This is a genomic window from Streptomyces sp. NPDC059785, assembly GCF_042732375.1.
GTDB lineage: Bacteria > Actinomycetota > Actinomycetes > Streptomycetales > Streptomycetaceae > Streptomyces.
In genome coordinates, this window is record NZ_JBHWHV010000003.1 from 230,200 (window position 1) to 246,938 (window position 16,739).

A 16,739-nucleotide genomic window follows, 5' to 3' on the forward strand; every position below is an offset into this window, starting at 1 on the left:
GGCCGGGCTGTCGGCCCCTGACCGGCCCGGTCGCGTCAGCCCTTGACCGACCTGGTCCCGGCGGCGGGGAACCCCTTGTCCCACCAGTGCCCGTAGCGCCCGTAGACGGCCGGGTCGCGGTCGGCGAGCAGTGCCGACAGCCGCTCGGCCTCCTCGGTGAGCCCCTGCCACGCGGCCCTGCCGAGCTCGCGGAAGGCGGTCATCTCCACCCCGCCGCCGCTCGCGCGCCACACCCCGGCGACCTGCCCGTCGACGAGCAGGCAGGGCAGTACGTCGCCGTTGCGCCGGACGACCAGGGGCCGGTACTCCCGGGGCATGAGCCGGCCGGGTACGGCGTGGGCCAGCAGCGTGCTGTCCCACATCGGCAGCAGCCGGGGCGGAGCCGGGGTGTCGTCGGCGGGCACGGTGGCGCCGGGCAGGTCGAACAGGACGGCCCGGCCCGGTCCCGGCACCCGCACCAGCCGGTCGCCGAGCTCGTCCAGCGCCCGTGCCGTCGCGGCCCGGGTCAGCAGGGTGAACCGGGCGAAGTCCTGGGCGGAGGCGGGCCCGAACGCGCGCAGATGGGCGAGCAGCAGCCGCCGTACTCCGGCGGCGGCCTCCTCCGGCGTGGCCGCGGGAGCCGCCCAGGAGGCGCGGTAGGAGTTGCGCTGCGCGAACGACCAGGGGCCGCCGGCCGGCGCGTGATGCACGGGCGCGTACGTGCGCAGCGCCCACCACACCCGGTGCGCGTGCGCGCCGAACCTCCCGGTGATCTCCGCCTCCACCTCGGCGCCCGTGCGGGGCCGCTCCAGGAACGCCGCGAGTGCAGGGAGGAGCGCGTCGGCGTCGGCGGGGGACAGCCCCGTCGCGGTGAAACGGCGGTCGTACAGCCGGGCCGCCCGCAGGCTGCTCAGCATGGCGGCGCGGAAGGGCTCGTAGTCGTCGGCGTGGACGGCGTGCAGCGTGATCCGCATGAGGGTCGCCTTCACGATCCGGCGGTCCGCGAACGCCGCGTCGAGGTCCTTGGGCGCGAAGTCCTTCACGCGGTTCCACAGGGCCAGGTACGGCGATGCCGGTGACTGGGCCTGGAGCGCGCCGACCCGGCGCACCGCCTCCGCCACCTCTATCTGCCCACGGGCGAGCAGGAGTTGACGGTCGAGGGTGGCCAGGGCGAGCTGTCGCGCGGTGAGTGTCACGCCAGGAGTATCGCGGGCCCCGGCCGCTGCGCAGCGGCCGGGGCCCGGCGGGCAGCGCCGGTCAGGCGGCGAGGGGCACCTCGGTGCCGGGCTCGGCGCCCGGGTACTTGTCGACGACCAGGTTGAGCTGGCGCTGCATGTACCAGATGTTGAGGCCGAAGACGAAGGCCAGCCAGGTGCTCGCGGCGGGGCTGCACGTCACCGGCAGGCCGGCCGCGCGCTGGGCGTTCGCGATGGCCTTGCCGGTGTTGTGGAAGGAGACCAGCGGCGCGATCAGGGTCCAGCTCAGGAAGAGCAGGACCAGCATGCTGCCGGCCGGGCTCAGGGTGCGGCGCCGGTCGAACTCCTGGAGCTCCTTGTGGATCTTGTAGTACCAGACCAGCTGGTAGATGCCGAGGGTGACGATGGGCAGCCCCAGCCATACCGCGACCGGGCCGCGGCGCTTCATCGCGAGGCCGGGCAGGCGGGCGGCGACGGGGGCGCCGGCGGTGCCGGGCACGACCGCGGCGCCGGCCGGGGCGGTGACGGTCTGTCTGGGCTCGGTGGTGGGCTGGACGTCGTCCATGTCATGTGCTCCATATGCCGGTTCTGACTTCAGCCGGAGCAGCATGGCAGTAAGTGAAGGTTCAACGGCCTCGGTTGGCGGTTTCGTGAAAGTTCGTCATCCGATCGTGATCGTCCTGTGTTCCGTGGGCTCCGGCGACCGTTCCGCCGTACCGTCCGCCCGCCGCCGTGGCCGGACGGCAGCGGGTCGCCGACGGGACGGAGCGAGCCGGGTGGGGCACGATGGAGGTATGCGAACCCGGCCTGTGCTGCTCTTCGACGGGGACTGCGGCTTCTGCACCTCGGCGGTGGACGTGCTCCAGCGCGTGGTGCGGCCCCGCTGCACCGCCGTCCCCTGGCAGCGCGCGGATCTCGCGGCGCTCGGCGTCGCCGCGGAGCGGGCGCGGCACGAGGTGCTGTGGGTGACGCCGGCCGGCACGGTCTACGGGGGTGTGCGGACCGTGGCGAAGCTGCTGCTGAGCGCGGGCGGCCCGTGGCCGGTCGTGGGAGGGGCCCTGATGGTGCCGCCGGTGCGCTGGGTCGCACACGTCGGCTACCGCTTCGTGGCGGACCACCGCGGGAGCCTGCCCGGCGGAACACCGGCGTGCGCGCGGCCGGACGGCGGTACACGTCACGCGTGAGTCAGACCGGCGGTACGCGCCGCGCGTGAGTCACATGTGTCGTGGGGCGGGCGGCTCACGGGCCGATGGGTTCGGTGGTGCGGGTGACCGAGTCGTAGTGGCGTGCGCCGGTCCACCGGCCGGTCAGGACACCGGAGGGCGTCGTCGTCCCCCGGAACGGGTCCTCGTCAGGGTCGGGCTCCGGGCCCGGCGGTACGGTGTCGCGCCCCCGGCCGAGCGTGATGTGCGGAGTCCAGCGGGCCGGGTCGTGCAGCGGGTTCGGACGGCCGCCGCCGGGCGCGTCGCGCAGGGCCCGCCAGACCGTCTCGTGCAGGCGCAGCAGGGCGTCGTCGGCCCGTACCGCCCAGGCGAGCACCGGCTTGCGGCCGGCGAACCGGACGGTCCCGTCCAGGCACAGGGGCAGCGGCAGCACCGCGAGGGCGCACCGCACCCGGTCACCCGTCTCCGGCGGCAGGGCGTCGGCGGTGGCCAGGGTGAGGTGCGGACGGTTCGTCGGATGGCGGTGGGTGGCGAGGCTGGGCCGCCCGGACTCCTCCAGACGGCGCCACACGTCCTCGACCGCCCGCTCGGTGGCGGGGTCGGGCAGCAGTTCCACGCTGTGCACCGTGCCAGGCTACGACCTCTCCGGCCGGTCGGCCGGTTCCCGGGTGCCGTCACGCGGAGACACCGCCCCGCCGCCTCAGAGCCCGAGCGGCAGCGGCTCGGCCGGCACACCGGAGGCGATGAGCGCAGGCAGGAGCGTGGACAGGTCGCGCGGCGAGAACAGGTCAGGGCCGTCGTAACCGGCGATCTCACCCGGGTGCCACCACCTCAGACCGCTGATGTTCTCCGCGGCGAGCGCGTCGTCGGACAGCGTCCCGCGCGGCTCGAACCTGGCGGTGCGCACGAGGTAGTAGTCGTTGACGACACCGTCGTAGCCGGGCGCGTGTCCGGGGGAGACGACTTCCTGGTGCCACACGTGCGGCGGTTCACCCACGAGCGCGAGGCCCACCTCCTCCTGGAGCTCGCGCCGCAGCGCCGCCCGCGGCGACTCGTCCCGCTCGATCCCACCGCCGGGAGCCGTCCACACCACGCTCCCGGGCGGCTCCGGCACCTCGAACCGGCAGAGCAGAACGGAGTCCTCCTCGTCGAGGAGAACGGCACGGACCGCGTGACGCAGCTTCAGGGAGGGCATCGGGCCACCGTAACGGCCCGCGAAAGGCCGGACCGAAGCGGGCGCGGTGCGGGGCGGTGGCACGGCTCAGCGGAGCCCGAGCCCGGCAAGCAGGTCGCGGGTCTGCCGGGTGTGGGGATGGTGGGGGCCGAGGACTCGGTCTCGTCCGTGCAACACCTCGCGAACGGTGGACACCGCCCCCGCGCGGTCACCGCTCACCGCCATCCACCGTCCCAGTTCGTGTCGCGTCAGCAGGGTTCGCGGATGGTCCGGCCCCTGCACCTCTTCACGTATCGGCAACAGCTCGCGCAGCATGTCCAGAGCCTTCTGCGGTGCTCCGGCCTCGCCGGTCCACCGCGCGTGCTCGTGCCGGGTGGTCAGCATGCTGATGTGCCGGGGGCCGAGGACGCGTTCCCTCCTGGGCACCAGTTCCTCGAAGAACTCTGCAGCCGCTTCGGGCTTTCCGGTCTCACCTGTACGGCGGGCGATCTCATGCCGTGCGGTCAGCGTGTCCGCGTGCTCCGTTCCTTGCCGCTCGACGCGGATGTCCAGCAACTCCTCGAACAAGGACAGGGCGGCGGCGGGATCGCCCGACTCACCGATCCAGTAGGCGAGACGGTGCCGGGTCAACAGGGTGTCGGGGTGGGCGGGACCCAGGACGAGTTCACGTACCGGAAGGAGTTCCCTGCTCAACTTGGCTGCCTGCGCGAAGTCGCCGGCCTCTCCCGTCCAGTAGGCGACGTTCTGCCGGCAGTGCAGGGTGCCCGGGTGCTCAGGGCCTGCCACACGCTCCCAGACCGGCAGGTACGACTGGAACGCCCGGAGCGCCGGCAGGAAGTCGCCGCCCTCGGCCACCCAGTGTGCGTGGATGTCCCGGGCGATGAGCGTCTCCAGGTGCTCAGGACCGTAGACACGCTCGAACGCGGGGAGCAACTCGCCGAGTCTCATGGCCGCACGTCGGGGGCGTTCCTCCTCGCCGAGGCGGTCGGCCTCGGCCCGCTGCGCCGGCAGATCCGCCGGATCATGTATGCCCGAGCCGGAGTCTGCCGCTCGCGCGTTCGCCGACCTCGACCGAACCCAGTCGATGAGCCCGGGCACGGCGGCCTGGATCACCGTGAGGACGTCGTCGAAAGCACGGTCGTCTCCGTAGTAGGGGTCCGGCACCCCACTGCTTTTCTCGGAATCGCCGTCGAACGAGCGCAGCATTCTGATACGGCTCGCATCCGCGACGATTTCCTCCAGTGCAGCCTTGTGCTCGACATCCATGACGACGTAGAGGTCCGCGTCCATATTTCGTTCCCCTAATGGTGCGGCCACATGATGGGAAGGATATCCGTGCTCGGACAGTGCGCGGGCCGCACGGTGGTCGATCGGCTTTCCCGTGTGCCAGGTTCCGGTGCCCGCACTGGTCACCGTCACGCAATCACTCAAGCCCGATCTGCGCAGCTGTTCCCGGAATATGATCGCCGCCATCGGGGAGCGGCAGATATTCCCCGTACAGATGAAACATATATGCATGAGCGATACCCTAGGAGGCCGCATCGGCGCCAGGCAAGAGGTGGTCCCGTGCCCAGATCGCCATGGAACGACGTGCGCTTGTGGCGCGGTTCGTCGGTAATCGATCCAGTGCGGGTGATAGAGGTACGCGACCGGCAAGCGGCGGTCTTGACTGCCGGTATCGCGTATCGGAGGATGCGTCGGAGATCTTCCGGGGAGCCGGCGGCCCGAGGCCGCCGCCGACCATCACACTGAAATGGAACGGGGTAGTGTGCGGCGCCCACCAGGTTTCCCCGTGACCGGGACCGGAGCGTTCGATGTGGCCGCCTGGCGGCACATGGTGGCGCAGGCGGCAAGCGGCGCGAGTCCCCGTATTCAGGCGATCTGCCCTTTCGGGTTCGAGGTGACGCACGATCCGAGATTCATTCGGCGGGATCTCAGCCGTTTCTACGTATACCTTGGCATTCCTGCGGGGCTCGGCCCGCCCGCCGACTGGGCTGTCTCCTTCGCCCGGAGCTTCGGGGAGATCGCGGCACGCCGGGCTCCCGACTACTGGGGAGTCGCCAACTGCGGTCCCGGTGACGCAGTGGTCCGCCTGGGCGGCGGGCACCGGTCGATCGATATCCGGGCGTTCCAAGTCGACGAGGATCTGCTGGACGTCTATGCGAGGTTCGTCTGCACCGTTCCGCTGGCGATCGCGGACGGACTGTGTGTCGCGCCCGGTATGTTTGATTCCGAAGGCACCTGCAGATACTTCTTCCAACTGTCGGTGATGTTCCACCACTTGCCCTTCCGGTCGTGTGGTGGGGAACTCTCGTCCAAGGAGATGGAGACCCTCAGTCTGCTGATGAGGGAGATTTCCGCACGGGAGCGGGCGACCGGAACAGCAGTCGGAGCCAAGTCGACTCCGGAACAGCGCAGCGCCGTTGAGGAGATCGTCATGCCGCAGACCGGACGCCTGCGTGACCACATGCGCGAGTCGGTGGCGAGGTCCGACGCGGTAGCCGTTCGGGTACAGGACATCAACACGCCCCTCACCTGGGAAGTGACCCTCCCCAGCGCTCTTTACGAGGCGAATGGTGCGGCACTTCTGCATGCCTACCGGCATTACGGCCACGGGCTCTGAGCGCTGCTCGAAGGCCCGGGGCGCCGGGCTCAGGAGTTCGGGCGCCCGGCCCGGTCGGGCAGGAGCAGGTGGTCCGCGCGGGCCGACGCCGCGGAGGGCATGACCAGTGAGGCGGCGCCGATGGCGCCCCGTCCTCGCCGAGCGCGGTGCCCCGTACGTCGACGGTGCGGACGTCGCTGACGGTCGGCGCGGGCGCAGCGGCAGTACGCGGAGAAGGGGCTGTCCAACGTCTCGCTCGTGCCGTTCGGGTTCGGCGACGGCGGGGGCGGTCCCACCCGGGAGATGATGGAGGCCGCCGCCCGTACACGCTCCCTGGAGGGCTCACCGACGGTCGGGGTCGGCACACCGCGGCACTTCTTCGACCTCGCGAATCCGGGGGCGGACCAGGGCGAGCATGTGCTGCGTACCGCCGTGCGGCCCGCTCCTACCGTGCTGGAGGCCCTCGATACGGGGTACCGGCTCGATCTGCCGGTGCGTACGGTGACCGGTGCCGGGCCCGTGGCGCCGCTCGTCGCGGTGGACGCGCCCTCGGTCGTGGTCGAGGCGGTCGAGCTCGCCGAGGACCGGTCCGGGGATCTCGTCGTACGGCTCTACGAGGCGCGGGGTGGGCGTGCGCGGGCCCGGGTCGAGGTGTCGGAGCCGTTCGACCGGGCCTGGACCACGGATCTTCTCGAACGTGAGCCGGGTGGGGTGGGCAACTCCGCGGTGCGGGCCGCCGCTTGGGGGGCAGGGGAGCCGATCGACGTTGACTTCCGGCCCTTCGAGATCGTGACGCTTCGGGTGCGGAGGGCCTGGTCAGGCGGATGCGAGGAGGCGCTTCAACGGCTCTGGTACGCGCTCCGGTTCCAGGCGCGCGACCAGGGCCTGGGCGTAGAGGGACTTGCGGCCGCTGTGTGTGCCCATGAAGCGGCGCAGTTGGTGCTCCACCGGCCGGTTCCGCTGGGCCGGCTGGCCCTGGAACGTGCGGAAAGGGCGCGTCTCGCCCTGGGTCTCTATCACCTGCTGTACGACTTCGGCGCCGAGTGCGCGGATCAGTTCGTCCTCCAGGTCGGCGACGCACACGTGGAAGCCGAGGGTGTCGAGCTTGGTGGTGGGTGTGAGTCCCGGGGCGAGGCCGACCCGTCGCAGGTGGCGTCGGAAGTGGCGTTCCTCGCCGATGTCGTAGAGGCCGGCCAGGGGGATGTCCAGGCCCGCGGGGCCGCACACGTCCAGGAAACGGCCGATGTTCGTCGCGCCGCCCAGTGGCACCACGGCGACGCCCTCCGCGGCGAGGTCGCGGCCCGCTTGGGCGGCCAGGGCCTCCAGCGCGACCTGGTCGCTGTTTCCCTCGACGAGCACGACCGTGCGGACGGCGCCGGCCAGTTCGCGCGCTGTCGTGGCCGCGGTGTCCGCGTCCGCGCCGCCGGCCGCCCATGTGACCAGCGCCCGGCGCAGTCGTCCCGACTCGTTCACGCCACCTCGCTCTCCGAGGTCATGCTGACACGGCCGTCTTCGGTTGCGCACGCGCGTTTCGTCGTGGGTCGGGGCCGCGCCGGTACATCCGCCCGTCGCTCCCGCGGTCACCGAGGGGGTTCGGATGACCAACCTGGTGAGCGACCACGTGATCGACGGGCATGTGATGTAGCGGCACGGCCCCTTCCGTGCGATGGCGGGTCGAGGCCCGGGCCGGCAGGGCCGCGAAACCGGTTTCGGCAAGTGCGTCGGGCGGGGCAGGACGGTCAGGAGGCGGTGGAGGCGGTGGAGGCGGTGGAGGCGGTGGAGGCGACCGTGGTCGGGGTGGCGTCGGCCGGGGAAGTGGTGGCGTCCTCGCCCTCTCCCTCGTCCAGCGACACGTCCTTGGTCTCCTTGCCGAGCAGCAGCGCGGTCAGCGTCAGCACGGCCATCGCGGAGAGGTAGACACCGACCAGCCACGGCGAACCGTCACCGGCCTCCCACAGCGCCACCGCGATGAACGGCGCGACCGCCGCCCCGAGGATCGAGCTGACGTTGTACGAGATGCCGGAACCGGTGTAGCGCACGCTCGTCGGGAAGAGCTCGGGCAGCAGCGCGCCCATCGGGCCGAACGTCATGCCCATCAGCGTGAAGCCGAGCACGAGCCACAGCACCACGCCGAGCGTGCCCAGGCCGATCAGCGGCACCCAGACCAGTCCGAACACCACGATCGCCGCGGTGATCCAGATCAGGGTGGTGCGCCGGCCGTACTTGTCGGCCAGCGGTCCCGAGACCAGGGTGAACACGGCGAAGAACAGCACGCCGAAGATCATCATCAGCACGAACGTGGTGTAGCTGTAGCCGAGCCCCGGCACGGCGGCGTCCTTCGCGGTGCGTCCGTAGCTCAGCGAGAACGTGGTCATCAGGTAGAAGAGCACGTACGTCGCCAGCATGATGAAGGTGCCGAGGACGAGCTGCTTCCAGTGGCTGTGGACCACGGTGGCCAGCGGCAGCTTCCGCACCTTTCCGGCCTCGCGGGTCTTGGCGAAGACCGTCGACTCGACGAGCCGCGAGCGCACCCACAGGCCGATCGCGACCATTACGGCCGAGAACAGGAACGGGATGCGCCAGCCCCAGTCGGTGAAGGCCTGCGAGGGCTGAGTGGGGTCGGCGCCCGCCGTGGACGGCAGCAGCGCGCCGATGACCAGGAACAGGCCGTTGCCGATGATGAAGCCCAGCGGGGCGCCGAGCTGCGGGAAGGTGCCGTACAGGGCGCGCTTGCCCTTGGGCGCGTTCTCGGTCGCGACCAGCGCGGCACCGCTCCACTCGCCGCCGAGCGCGAAGCCCTGCGCGAGCCGCATCAGTACGAGCAGCGCGGTGGCGACCCAGCCGACCTGCGCGTAGGTGGGCAGCACGCCGATGAGGAAGGTGGCGATGCCCATGGTCAGCAGGGAGACCACCAGTGTCCGTTTGCGGCCGAGCCGGTCGCCGAGGTGTCCGAAGAAGACGGCCCCGATCGGGCGGGCGACCATGGCGGCGCCGAAGACCGCGAACGACGACAGCAGCGCCGTCGTGGGGTCCGCGTTCGGGAAGAAGAGGGACGGGAAGACCAGGACGGCCGCGGTCGCGTAGATGTAGAAGTCGTAGAACTCGATCGTCGTGCCGATGAGGCTGGCGATGAGGACGCGGGACCGCGGATTGACGGGCGTCTGGGCCGATCCGGTGGCTGTGGCTGGTGCGGGCATTGCTCGGTCTCTCGCGCGAGGTGAAGGTCGGTCGCCGAAGGCCTGGACCTGCGCGTACGTCCCCCTCGCCGAAGAACCCCGCGCACTGTACGGGCACCGTGAACGATCTCAGGCGTCTTAGTTTTCGGAAAGCGAATATCAACATGTGAGACCAGTGGGGCGACTCCTGGGGCGCCGGGCGGGACGCCGCCGGGGCATCGCCCGACGACGTCCGCAAGCGCCTCGGCGCGGCGGTATGGCGCGGCGGGACGGCCCTGGGCCGGCGCCGTCGCGGGCCGAGGAGCCCGCTCCTACGCGCCGCCCCGACCGACCGCCCCGCCGTGCTCGGCGTGTGCCCCGCGTCGGCCGTGTGCCTCGCGTCCGTCGCGCTCGCCGTATCCGTCGCGTTCCCCGGCATCCTCATGTGTGTCGAGGAAGCGTTGCAGTACCGCTGCCTCCGCGCGCAGTCGTGCGACGTGGTCGGCGTGGGCGGGCGCCGTCAACCGGGCCGCCGCGTCCAGCCGTTCGGCGGCCTCGGCCCGTACGACGGCCGTCACGTCGTGCTCGCTCAGCTCACGCCGCGCCGCCTCGGTGGTACCGGCCCCGACCGGCGACTGTTCGAGGGCCGTACCACGCGACTCGGCCTCGCCCACGGGTACCGCCTCGGCGTTGTCCAGCGCGGCGAGCGTCGCGCGCAAGGCGCTCACCGCGGCCTTGTCGCGGGCACGCATCGCTTCCGGGAGGGCCTGGCGCATACGAACACGTAGAGACATGCAAGGACTCTATGATCACGCTCCCGGCCCCTCCAACGGGATTTGTCCTCAAAGGCGACCCGAGTCAGACGGGACGGACCGGCGCCTCGACGGCCGGGTGCGGCTCGGTGGTCTCCGGCACGACGCGGCGGCGGCGCGACGGCAGGCCGAGGGTCGGGTTGGCCACGGCCCAGGCCGCGCCCTTGCACACCAGTTCCTTGTAACCGGCGGCCAGCCGGCCGGCCAGCACCGCGTTGACGGAACGGTCGTCGGCGGTGACGTACTGGATGAGTCCTTGCCTGCGGCCCAGCGAGAGGCACTGGTTGAAGTACCGGATCGGGGTCTTCGGCAGCTTGCGCCGGGTCAGGCGGGCCGCGATGGCGTCGGCGGCCTGCCAGGCGGCGGGCAGGCCCGAGGCGCACGACATCCGCAGCGGCTTGTCATCGGGGCCGGGTGCCAGGGCCGCGTCACCGATGGCGTACACGTCCTGGTGGGAGAGGGAGCGCATGGTCGCGTCGACCACGATCTGCCCCGTGTCGCCGACTTCCAGCGTGGTGGCCCGTGCGATCGGGTGGACCGCGAAGCCGGTGGTCCACACCGTGACCGCGGCCGGGACCGCCGTGCCGTCGGCGGTGCGGACCCGGCCGGCCTCGACGGCGGTGACGGTGGTGTGCTCGTGGGCGGTGATGCCGAGCCGCCCGAAGACCTTGCGCAGCTGGGCGCGGCCCCTGTACGAGAGCCAGTCGCCGAGCGCGCCGCGCGCGACGAGGGACACGGTGAGGTCCGGGCGGGCCTCGGCGATCTCCGTCGCGGCCTCCAGACCGGTGAGCCCGCCGCCGACGACGACCACGGGCTGCCCGGCCTCCAGGGCGGCCAGGCGGGCGCGCAGCCGGAGCGCCCCGGCCCTGCTCGCGATCTGGTGGGCGTGCTCGGCGGTGCCGGGGACACCCTGGTCGTTCCAGCCGCTGCCGAGGGCGTACACGAGGGTGTCGTACGCGAGCTCCTCGGTGGTGCCGTCGGCGGTGACGGTGACGGTCCTGCGGTCGGCGTCGACGGCGGTGACCCGGGCGAGCCGCAGCTCGACGCCGGTGTCCGCGAACATCTCGGCGAAGGTCCTGGCCTTGAGGTCCTGGCCGGTCGCGAGCTGGTGCATCCGGACGCGCTCGACGAAGTCGGGCTCGGCGGTGACGAGGGTGATGGCGACGTCGTCACGGTGCAGCCGCCTGGCGAGGCGGCCGGCCGCGACGGCTCCGGTGTATCCGGCCCCGAGGACGATGATGCGGTGCTGCATTTCCTGGCTCCTGTCTGCGCGGCCCACCGGCTGTCCGGCGTGGTTCCGCCCCTTGAACCGGACAGCCCGTCGTTTCCTGACAGGAAGGTGATGTGAAGCGGGTCACAGGAGCCTCGCTCTCCTCCCGGGCGCCCGCATCGCCGTCAGAACGCGTGGAACAGGGGCTCTCCGTGATCGCCGGCCGCCCACACCCGGCTCGCCCGCTCGAGCTTGTCGGGGTTCACCTGGTTGCGGAACGCGGCGATGCCCTCGGCCGTGATCTCCAGGCACATGACGCCGACGACCCGGCCGTCCAGGACCGCCACGACGGCGGGGCCGCCGTTGGCGGTGGTGACGTGGACCTCGGGGGAGCCGCCGACGAGGGCGCGCTTGGCGTGCGCGGGCTTGAACAGGCCACGGATGAACTTCGCGACCGCGACAGCGCCGCGGAACGGCTTGGCCGCGGCCGGGATCCGCCCGCCGCCGTCACCGATCGCGACGGCGTCGGCGGTGAGCAGCTTCACGAGCGGTTCGGTCCTCCCGCTGGTCGCGGCGGTCAGGAACTCCGCGACGATGCGCTGGGCGGCGGCCCTGTCGATCTCGTTGCGGGCCCTGCCGTCCGCGATGTGCTTCTTGGCGCGGTGCAGGAGCTGCTGACTGGCCGCCTCGGTCAGGTCGAGGATCCCGGCGATCTCCCGGTGCGGATAGTCGAACGCCTCCCGCAGCACGTACACCGCGCGCTCGTTGGGCGACAGCCGTTCCATCAGGGCGAGGACCGCGTACGAGAGGGACTCGCGCTGCTCGGCGGTGTCGGCCGGGCCGAGCAGCGGGTCGCCGTCGAGCAGCGGTTCGGGCAGCCACTGGCCCACGTAGGTCTCGCGCCGCACCCGCGCCGAAGTGAGCTGGTTCAGGCACAGGTTGGTGAGCACCTTCGTCAGCCAGGCCTCGGGGACCTCGACGCGCTGGACGTCGGCGGCCTGCCAGCGCAGGAAGGTCTCCTGCACGGCGTCCTCGCTCTCGCTCACGGAACCGAGCAGGCGATAGGCGATGGCTTCGAGGCGGGGCCTCGCGGCCTCGAACCGGTCGACACCCTTCGTGGTCAGCGGCATGCACCGGATCCTAGCCGGGCACGGCGAAGGGGCCGCCGGGGCCACCGGCGCGCACCTGGGATCCGCCGCGCAGGCCGGCCCTTGTGCGACAGCAGCCGGTCAGCCCTTGTGTAACAGCCGTGTCTTGACGTGACCCTGCGGGGAACGCGCCCAGCGCGGCCCGCCATCTTGATGATCAAAGAGCCCGCTCGCCAGGAGCGGGGGACCCCTTCGGAGGAAAGAACATGCGCGTACGCAAGATCTCGGCCCTGACCCTTGCCGCTGTGGCAGCCGGCCTGGCGCTCACGGCCTGCGACAGCGGCAGCGACTCGGCCGCCTCCTCGACCACCGCGTCGTCCGCCACCGCCACGAAGACCCCGCAGGCCGGCTCCGCCACGGACGAGAAGACGGAAGGCTCCAGCGAGGGCACGCAGGCGGCGAGCACCCCGTCGGGCACCGCGAAGAAGTCCGGTGTGAAGTGCACGGACCAGATCGACTACGCGGGGGACTCGCGGTCCAACGCGGTCATCAACACGATCGGCGAGGAGACGGGCTACTGCCCGGAGCCGGAGGCGGCGAGCACGCCGGCGGGCACCGCGAAGGAGTCCGGTGTGAGCTGCACGGACCAGATCGACTACGCGGGGGACTCGCGGTCCAACGCCGTCATCAACACGATCGGCGAGGAGACCGGCTACTGCCCGCCGGTGCAGAAGTAGGGCCCCCGGCGCTCGGCGGCCGTCGCGCCAGCGAGCCTGAACGCTCCGCCCGGGTGCGCGGGGGACACTGCTCGGACAGGGGCCGACGCAGGGAACCGCACACCCGAGGAGTGGAGCAGTGACCGACCCGACATGGGCGTACGACGGGTACGTGGCGGAGGACGAGCGGCTCAGGGAGTCCCTGTGCACCCTGGGCAACGGCTACTTCGCCACCCGCGGCGCCCTCCCGGAGTGCACCGCGGACGACGTGCACTACCCGGGCACGTACGCGGCGGGCGTCTACAACCGGCTGACGTCGGAGGTGGCCGGGCGGCGCGTCGAGAACGAGGACATGGTCAACCTGCCGAACTGGCTGCCGCTGCGGTTCCGCATCCCGGGCGGAAGGTGGCTCACCCCGGACACGGCGCCGGTGCTCGACCACCGCCTGGAGGTACGCCTCGCCCCGGGCGTCCTGGAGCGCACCTCGCGGTACGGGATCGGCGACGGCCGCACCCTGACCGTGCGCCAGCAGCGCCTCGTCCACATGGGCGACGCCCATCTCGGCGCCCTGCGCACCGAGTTCACCGCGGACGGCTACGCGGGCGACCTCGAGGTGGAGGCGGCGCTCGACGGCGGCGTCACCAACTCCGGCGTCCCGCGCTACCGCGATCTGGACGGCCGCCACCTCACCCACCTGCACACCGGCGACGCCGCTCCGGACACCGTGTGGCTGCGCTGCCGCACCCGCACCTCCGATCTCCGTATCGGCATGGCCGCCCGTCTGACCTGCGACGCGGACATCACCGCCGAGCACACACCCCCGCGCGCCGCGCAGCGGCTGTGCCTGCGGCTGACGGCGGGCCGCACCGCGACCGTCGACAAGACCGTCGCCCTGCACACCTCGCACGACCCGGCCATCAGCGACCCGCTCCAGGCGGCCGTCACCCGGGCCTGCCACGCGCCGGACTTCGACGCGCTGCTCGACACCCACACCACCGCCTGGGACCAACTGTGGCGGCGGGCCGACCTGGAGGTGCCCGGCGAGGCCGGCCGCATCCTGCGGCTGCACCTCTTCCACGTCCTGCAAACGCTCTCCCCGCACACCGCCGACCTCGACGTCGGCGCACCCGCCCGCGGCCTGCACGGCGAGGCCTACCGCGGCCACGTCTTCTGGGACGAGCTGTTCGTCCTGCCCTACCTGAATCTGCACTTCCCCGAGGTGTCCCGGGCGCTGCTGCGCTACCGCCACCGGCGCCTGGAACGAGCCTGCGCGGCCGCCCGCGACATCGGCCGGCGCGGTGCCCTCTACCCCTGGCAGAGCGGCAGCGACGGCCGCGAGGAGACCCAGCGGCTGCACCTCAACCCGCGTTCCGGGCGCTGGCTGCCCGACCACTCCAGCCTCCAGCGGCACGTCGGCTCGGCGGTGGCGTACAACGTGTGGAAGTACTGCGAGGCCAGCGGTGACGCGGAGTTCCTGCACACCAAGGGCGCCGAGATGATGCTCCAGATCGCCCGCTTCTGGGCCGACTCGGCCGAGTACGACGAGCGGCTGGGCCGGCACCGTATCCGCGGGATCGTCGGACCGGACGAGTACCACGAGTCCTATCCCTGGGCGAGCGAGCCCGGACTCGACGACAACGCGTACACGAACGTCACCGCCGCCTGGGTGCTGGCCCGCGCGCTCGAACTCCTCGAAGCCCTGCCCGAGCCGCGGCGCCGGGAGCTCGTCGAGCGCACCCGGCTCGGCGACGGCGAACTCGAACGCTGGGACGAGGTCTCGCGCACCCTGTACGTGCCCTTCCACGACGGGGTGATCAGCCAGTTCGAGCGGTACGGCGAGTTGGAGGAACTCGACTGGGAGGGGTACCGCGAGCGGTACGGGGACATCCGGCGCCTGGACCGGATCCTGGAGGCCGAGGACGACACCGTCAACCGCTACCAGGCGTCCAAGCAGGCCGACGTGCTGATGCTCGGCTATCTGTTCTCGCCCGCCGAACTCCGGGAACTCTTCGCCCGGCTGGGGCACCGGCTCGACGCGGACACCTGGCGGCGCACCGTCGACCACTACCTGGCCCGCACCAGCCACGGCTCCACCCTCAGCGGTCTGGTGCACGGCTGGGTGCTGGCCCGGGACCGCCGTGCCGAGGCGTGGGAGTTCTGCCAGGAGGCGCTGCGCGGCGATGTCGCCGATGTGCAGGGCGGCACCACCGGCGAGGGCATCCACCTCGGCGCCATGGCCGGCACCCTCGACCTCGTCCAGCGCGGACTGACCGGCCTGGAGACCCGCGACGGCGCCCTGCGGCTCGACCCGGTGCCCCTGCCCGAACTGTCCTCCTACGGTTTCTCCCTGCGCTACCAGGGCCACTGGAACGTACGGCTGCGGCTGGAGAAATGCCTCCTGGAGATCTCCGTACCGGCCTCCGACCGGTCGCCGATCGGTGTCCGGCTGCCGGACCGGACGCTCTCCGTGCGGCCGGGGGAGACGCGGCGGCTGGTGCTTCCCGGCTGACCCCGCACGGCCGGCCCCGCAGGGGCCGCTGCCGCCGCCGGGGATTCACCGCACGGCATCACTTGCATATGGAATATGCCTGTATGTGTCTCGATTTGATTGCGTCACAAGAGGGGCAGTGACAAGCCCAAAACCGAAACCTACTGTGGGGCATCCGCTCACCCGGACGACCCTTTGCCGGTAACCCGTCACGTGGTTTCTTCGGGTGAGCTTCGGGGTGGGGCGAACGGTCTGGAAGGTGTTCGGTGAACGGCACGGTCTCTCAGTTCAACTACGGAATGGTCACTCCCGTCGTGGCGTTCCTGACGACCTGCGTCGGTTCGGCGCTCGGACTGCGGTGCACGGTCAGATCGGTGCGCAAGGGCAGAGAGGGCAGACGCGGCGCCTGGCTCGTGCTCGGCGCCGTCTGCATCGGCGCGGGGATCTGGACCATGCACTTCATCGCGATGATCGGCTTCACCATCCAGGGCGCGGAGGTCGGTTACGACCGGTCGACGACCCTCCTCAGCCTGGTCGTCGCCGTCGCCGTGGTCTCCCTGGGCGTGTCCATCGTCGGCTACCGCGGCACCTCGCCGTTCGTCCTGGGCGCGGCCGGGGTCATCACCGGCCTGGGCGTCGCGGCGATGCACTACATCGGCATGAGCGGCATGCGCTTCGACGGCCACATGTCCTTCGACGCGGTCACGGTCGGCCTGTCCGTACTGATCGCCGTGGTCGCCTCGACCGCCGCCCTGTGGGCCGCGGTCTCCCTGCACACCCTGGCGTCCGCGGCGGCCGCGAGCGCCATCATGGGCGTGGCCGTGACCGGCATGCACTACACCGGCATGGCCGCCATGAGCGTCCACGTCAGCAAGGGCGCGGCGGTCGTCGACCAGTCCTCGGTGGAGCTGCTCGGCTTCCTCCTGCCCATGATCGCGGGACCCGTCGCCGTGCTCGCCCTCGCGGCCGTGATCGTCATGTTCGACCCCGACATGCTCCTCGGCGACGGGCCCGCGGCGGGGGCGGACGGCGCCGCGGAGCAGCCGGCGCCCTCCGCCGCGAAGCAGCGGCACACGGGGTCCTGGCCCGCCCTCTGACCGCCGTCCCGGTGCCGGGGCGGTTACCCGGGGGAAACCAGGTGAGCGCAGAGTGCCGT

Annotated in this window: 14 protein-coding genes and 2 pseudogenes; 6 read left to right on the forward strand and 10 right to left on the reverse strand. The window is 71.8% G+C overall.

Annotated elements, in window-relative coordinates; all coding sequences use genetic code 11:
- Window positions 1-35: 35 nt before the first annotated feature.
- Window positions 36-1,175 (reverse strand): winged helix DNA-binding domain-containing protein, encoded by a 1,140-nt coding sequence (locus tag ACFV6E_RS03605; RefSeq protein WP_385459150.1) that lies wholly within the window; start codon window positions 1,173-1,175, stop codon window positions 36-38.
- Between the two features lie 61 nt (window positions 1,176-1,236).
- Window positions 1,237-1,740, reverse strand: coding sequence for a DUF4234 domain-containing protein (locus ACFV6E_RS03610; protein ID WP_385168895.1), 504 nt, complete (start codon window positions 1,738-1,740; stop codon window positions 1,237-1,239).
- Window positions 1,741-1,969: 229 nt separating this feature from the next.
- On the opposite strand from ACFV6E_RS03610, the gene ACFV6E_RS03615 reads away from it, so the two are divergent.
- Window positions 1,970-2,359 (forward strand): thiol-disulfide oxidoreductase DCC family protein, encoded by a 390-nt coding sequence (locus tag ACFV6E_RS03615; protein ID WP_385459152.1) that lies wholly within the window; start codon window positions 1,970-1,972, stop codon window positions 2,357-2,359.
- Between the two features lie 55 nt (window positions 2,360-2,414).
- On the opposite strand, the gene ACFV6E_RS03620 is transcribed toward ACFV6E_RS03615, so the two are convergent.
- From ACFV6E_RS03620 to ACFV6E_RS03630, 3 genes are all read right to left on the reverse strand, one after another.
- Window positions 2,415-2,963: a 2'-5' RNA ligase family protein gene (locus tag ACFV6E_RS03620; RefSeq protein WP_385459154.1), complete on the reverse strand. Its 549-nt coding sequence runs from the start codon at window positions 2,961-2,963 to the stop codon at window positions 2,415-2,417.
- 75 nt (window positions 2,964-3,038) lie between these two features.
- Window positions 3,039-3,533: an NUDIX hydrolase gene (locus ACFV6E_RS03625; RefSeq protein WP_385459156.1), complete on the reverse strand. Its 495-nt coding sequence runs from the start codon at window positions 3,531-3,533 to the stop codon at window positions 3,039-3,041.
- 66 nt (window positions 3,534-3,599) lie between these two features.
- On the reverse strand, window positions 3,600-5,030 hold the full coding sequence (locus ACFV6E_RS03630) for a tetratricopeptide repeat protein (RefSeq protein ID WP_385459158.1): 1,431 nt from the start codon (window positions 5,028-5,030) through the stop codon (window positions 3,600-3,602).
- Between the two features lie 274 nt (window positions 5,031-5,304).
- On the opposite strand from ACFV6E_RS03630, the gene ACFV6E_RS03635 reads away from it, so the two are divergent.
- Entirely contained in the window at window positions 5,305-6,135 is an 831-nt protein-coding gene (locus ACFV6E_RS03635) for a hypothetical protein (protein WP_385459160.1), read from the forward strand.
- A 201-nt stretch (window positions 6,136-6,336) separates the two neighbouring features.
- Window positions 6,337-6,900: pseudogene (locus ACFV6E_RS03640) on the forward strand (glycosyl hydrolase-related protein); the annotation flags it as partial.
- A 30-nt stretch (window positions 6,901-6,930) separates the two neighbouring features.
- On the opposite strand, the gene ACFV6E_RS03645 reads toward ACFV6E_RS03640, so the two are convergent.
- From ACFV6E_RS03645 to ACFV6E_RS03665, 5 genes and pseudogenes are all read right to left on the reverse strand, one after another.
- A complete protein-coding gene (locus tag ACFV6E_RS03645) occupies window positions 6,931-7,587 on the reverse strand; it encodes a TOPRIM nucleotidyl transferase/hydrolase domain-containing protein (RefSeq protein WP_385459162.1) in 657 nt (218 codons plus the stop codon).
- Between the two features lie 266 nt (window positions 7,588-7,853).
- Entirely contained in the window at window positions 7,854-9,311 is a 1,458-nt protein-coding gene (locus ACFV6E_RS03650; protein ID WP_385459164.1) for an MFS transporter, read from the reverse strand.
- Between the two features lie 407 nt (window positions 9,312-9,718).
- Window positions 9,719-10,021: pseudogene (locus ACFV6E_RS03655) on the reverse strand (hypothetical protein); the annotation flags it as partial.
- Between the two features lie 106 nt (window positions 10,022-10,127).
- The gene (locus tag ACFV6E_RS03660; RefSeq protein WP_385459166.1) at window positions 10,128-11,333 is read right to left on the reverse strand and encodes an NAD(P)/FAD-dependent oxidoreductase; all 1,206 of its coding nucleotides are present in this window, start codon (window positions 11,331-11,333) and stop codon (window positions 10,128-10,130) included.
- A 143-nt stretch (window positions 11,334-11,476) separates the two neighbouring features.
- Entirely contained in the window at window positions 11,477-12,421 is a 945-nt protein-coding gene (locus ACFV6E_RS03665) for an RNA polymerase sigma-70 factor (RefSeq protein WP_385459168.1), read from the reverse strand.
- Between the two features lie 224 nt (window positions 12,422-12,645).
- Here ACFV6E_RS03665 and ACFV6E_RS03670 point away from each other — a divergent pair, with 224 nt between their 5' ends.
- From ACFV6E_RS03670 to ACFV6E_RS03680, 3 genes are all read left to right on the forward strand, one after another.
- Entirely contained in the window at window positions 12,646-13,116 is a 471-nt protein-coding gene (locus ACFV6E_RS03670; protein WP_385168918.1) for a hypothetical protein, read from the forward strand.
- 118 nt (window positions 13,117-13,234) lie between these two features.
- Complete coding sequence (locus ACFV6E_RS03675; protein WP_385459170.1) at window positions 13,235-15,604, forward strand: glycoside hydrolase family 65 protein; 2,370 nt, start codon at window positions 13,235-13,237, stop codon at window positions 15,602-15,604.
- A gap of 245 nt (window positions 15,605-15,849) precedes the next feature.
- On the forward strand, window positions 15,850-16,680 hold the full coding sequence (locus ACFV6E_RS03680) for an MHYT domain-containing protein (RefSeq protein ID WP_385459172.1): 831 nt from the start codon (window positions 15,850-15,852) through the stop codon (window positions 16,678-16,680).
- Window positions 16,681-16,739: the final 59 nt, after the last annotated feature.

Excerpts from the sequence above, each read along its gene's own strand:
- ACFV6E_RS03610 (WP_385168895.1), bottom strand. The coding sequence starts at position 1,740 with ATGGACGACGTCCAGCCCACCACCGAGCCCAGACAGACCGTCACCGCC.
- ACFV6E_RS03615 (WP_385459152.1), top strand. The coding sequence starts at position 1,970 with ATGCGAACCCGGCCTGTGCTGCTCTTCGACGGGGACTGCGGCTTCTGC.
- ACFV6E_RS03625 (WP_385459156.1), bottom strand. The coding sequence starts at position 3,533 with ATGCCCTCCCTGAAGCTGCGTCACGCGGTCCGTGCCGTTCTCCTCGAC.
- ACFV6E_RS03630 (WP_385459158.1), bottom strand. The coding sequence starts at position 5,030 with ATGCATATATGTTTCATCTGTACGGGGAATATCTGCCGCTCCCCGATG.
- ACFV6E_RS03650 (WP_385459164.1), bottom strand. The coding sequence starts at position 9,311 with ATGCCCGCACCAGCCACAGCCACCGGATCGGCCCAGACGCCCGTCAAT.
- ACFV6E_RS03660 (WP_385459166.1), bottom strand. The coding sequence starts at position 11,333 with ATGCAGCACCGCATCATCGTCCTCGGGGCCGGATACACCGGAGCCGTC.
- ACFV6E_RS03665 (WP_385459168.1), bottom strand. The coding sequence starts at position 12,421 with ATGCCGCTGACCACGAAGGGTGTCGACCGGTTCGAGGCCGCGAGGCCC.
- ACFV6E_RS03670 (WP_385168918.1), top strand. The coding sequence starts at position 12,646 with ATGCGCGTACGCAAGATCTCGGCCCTGACCCTTGCCGCTGTGGCAGCC.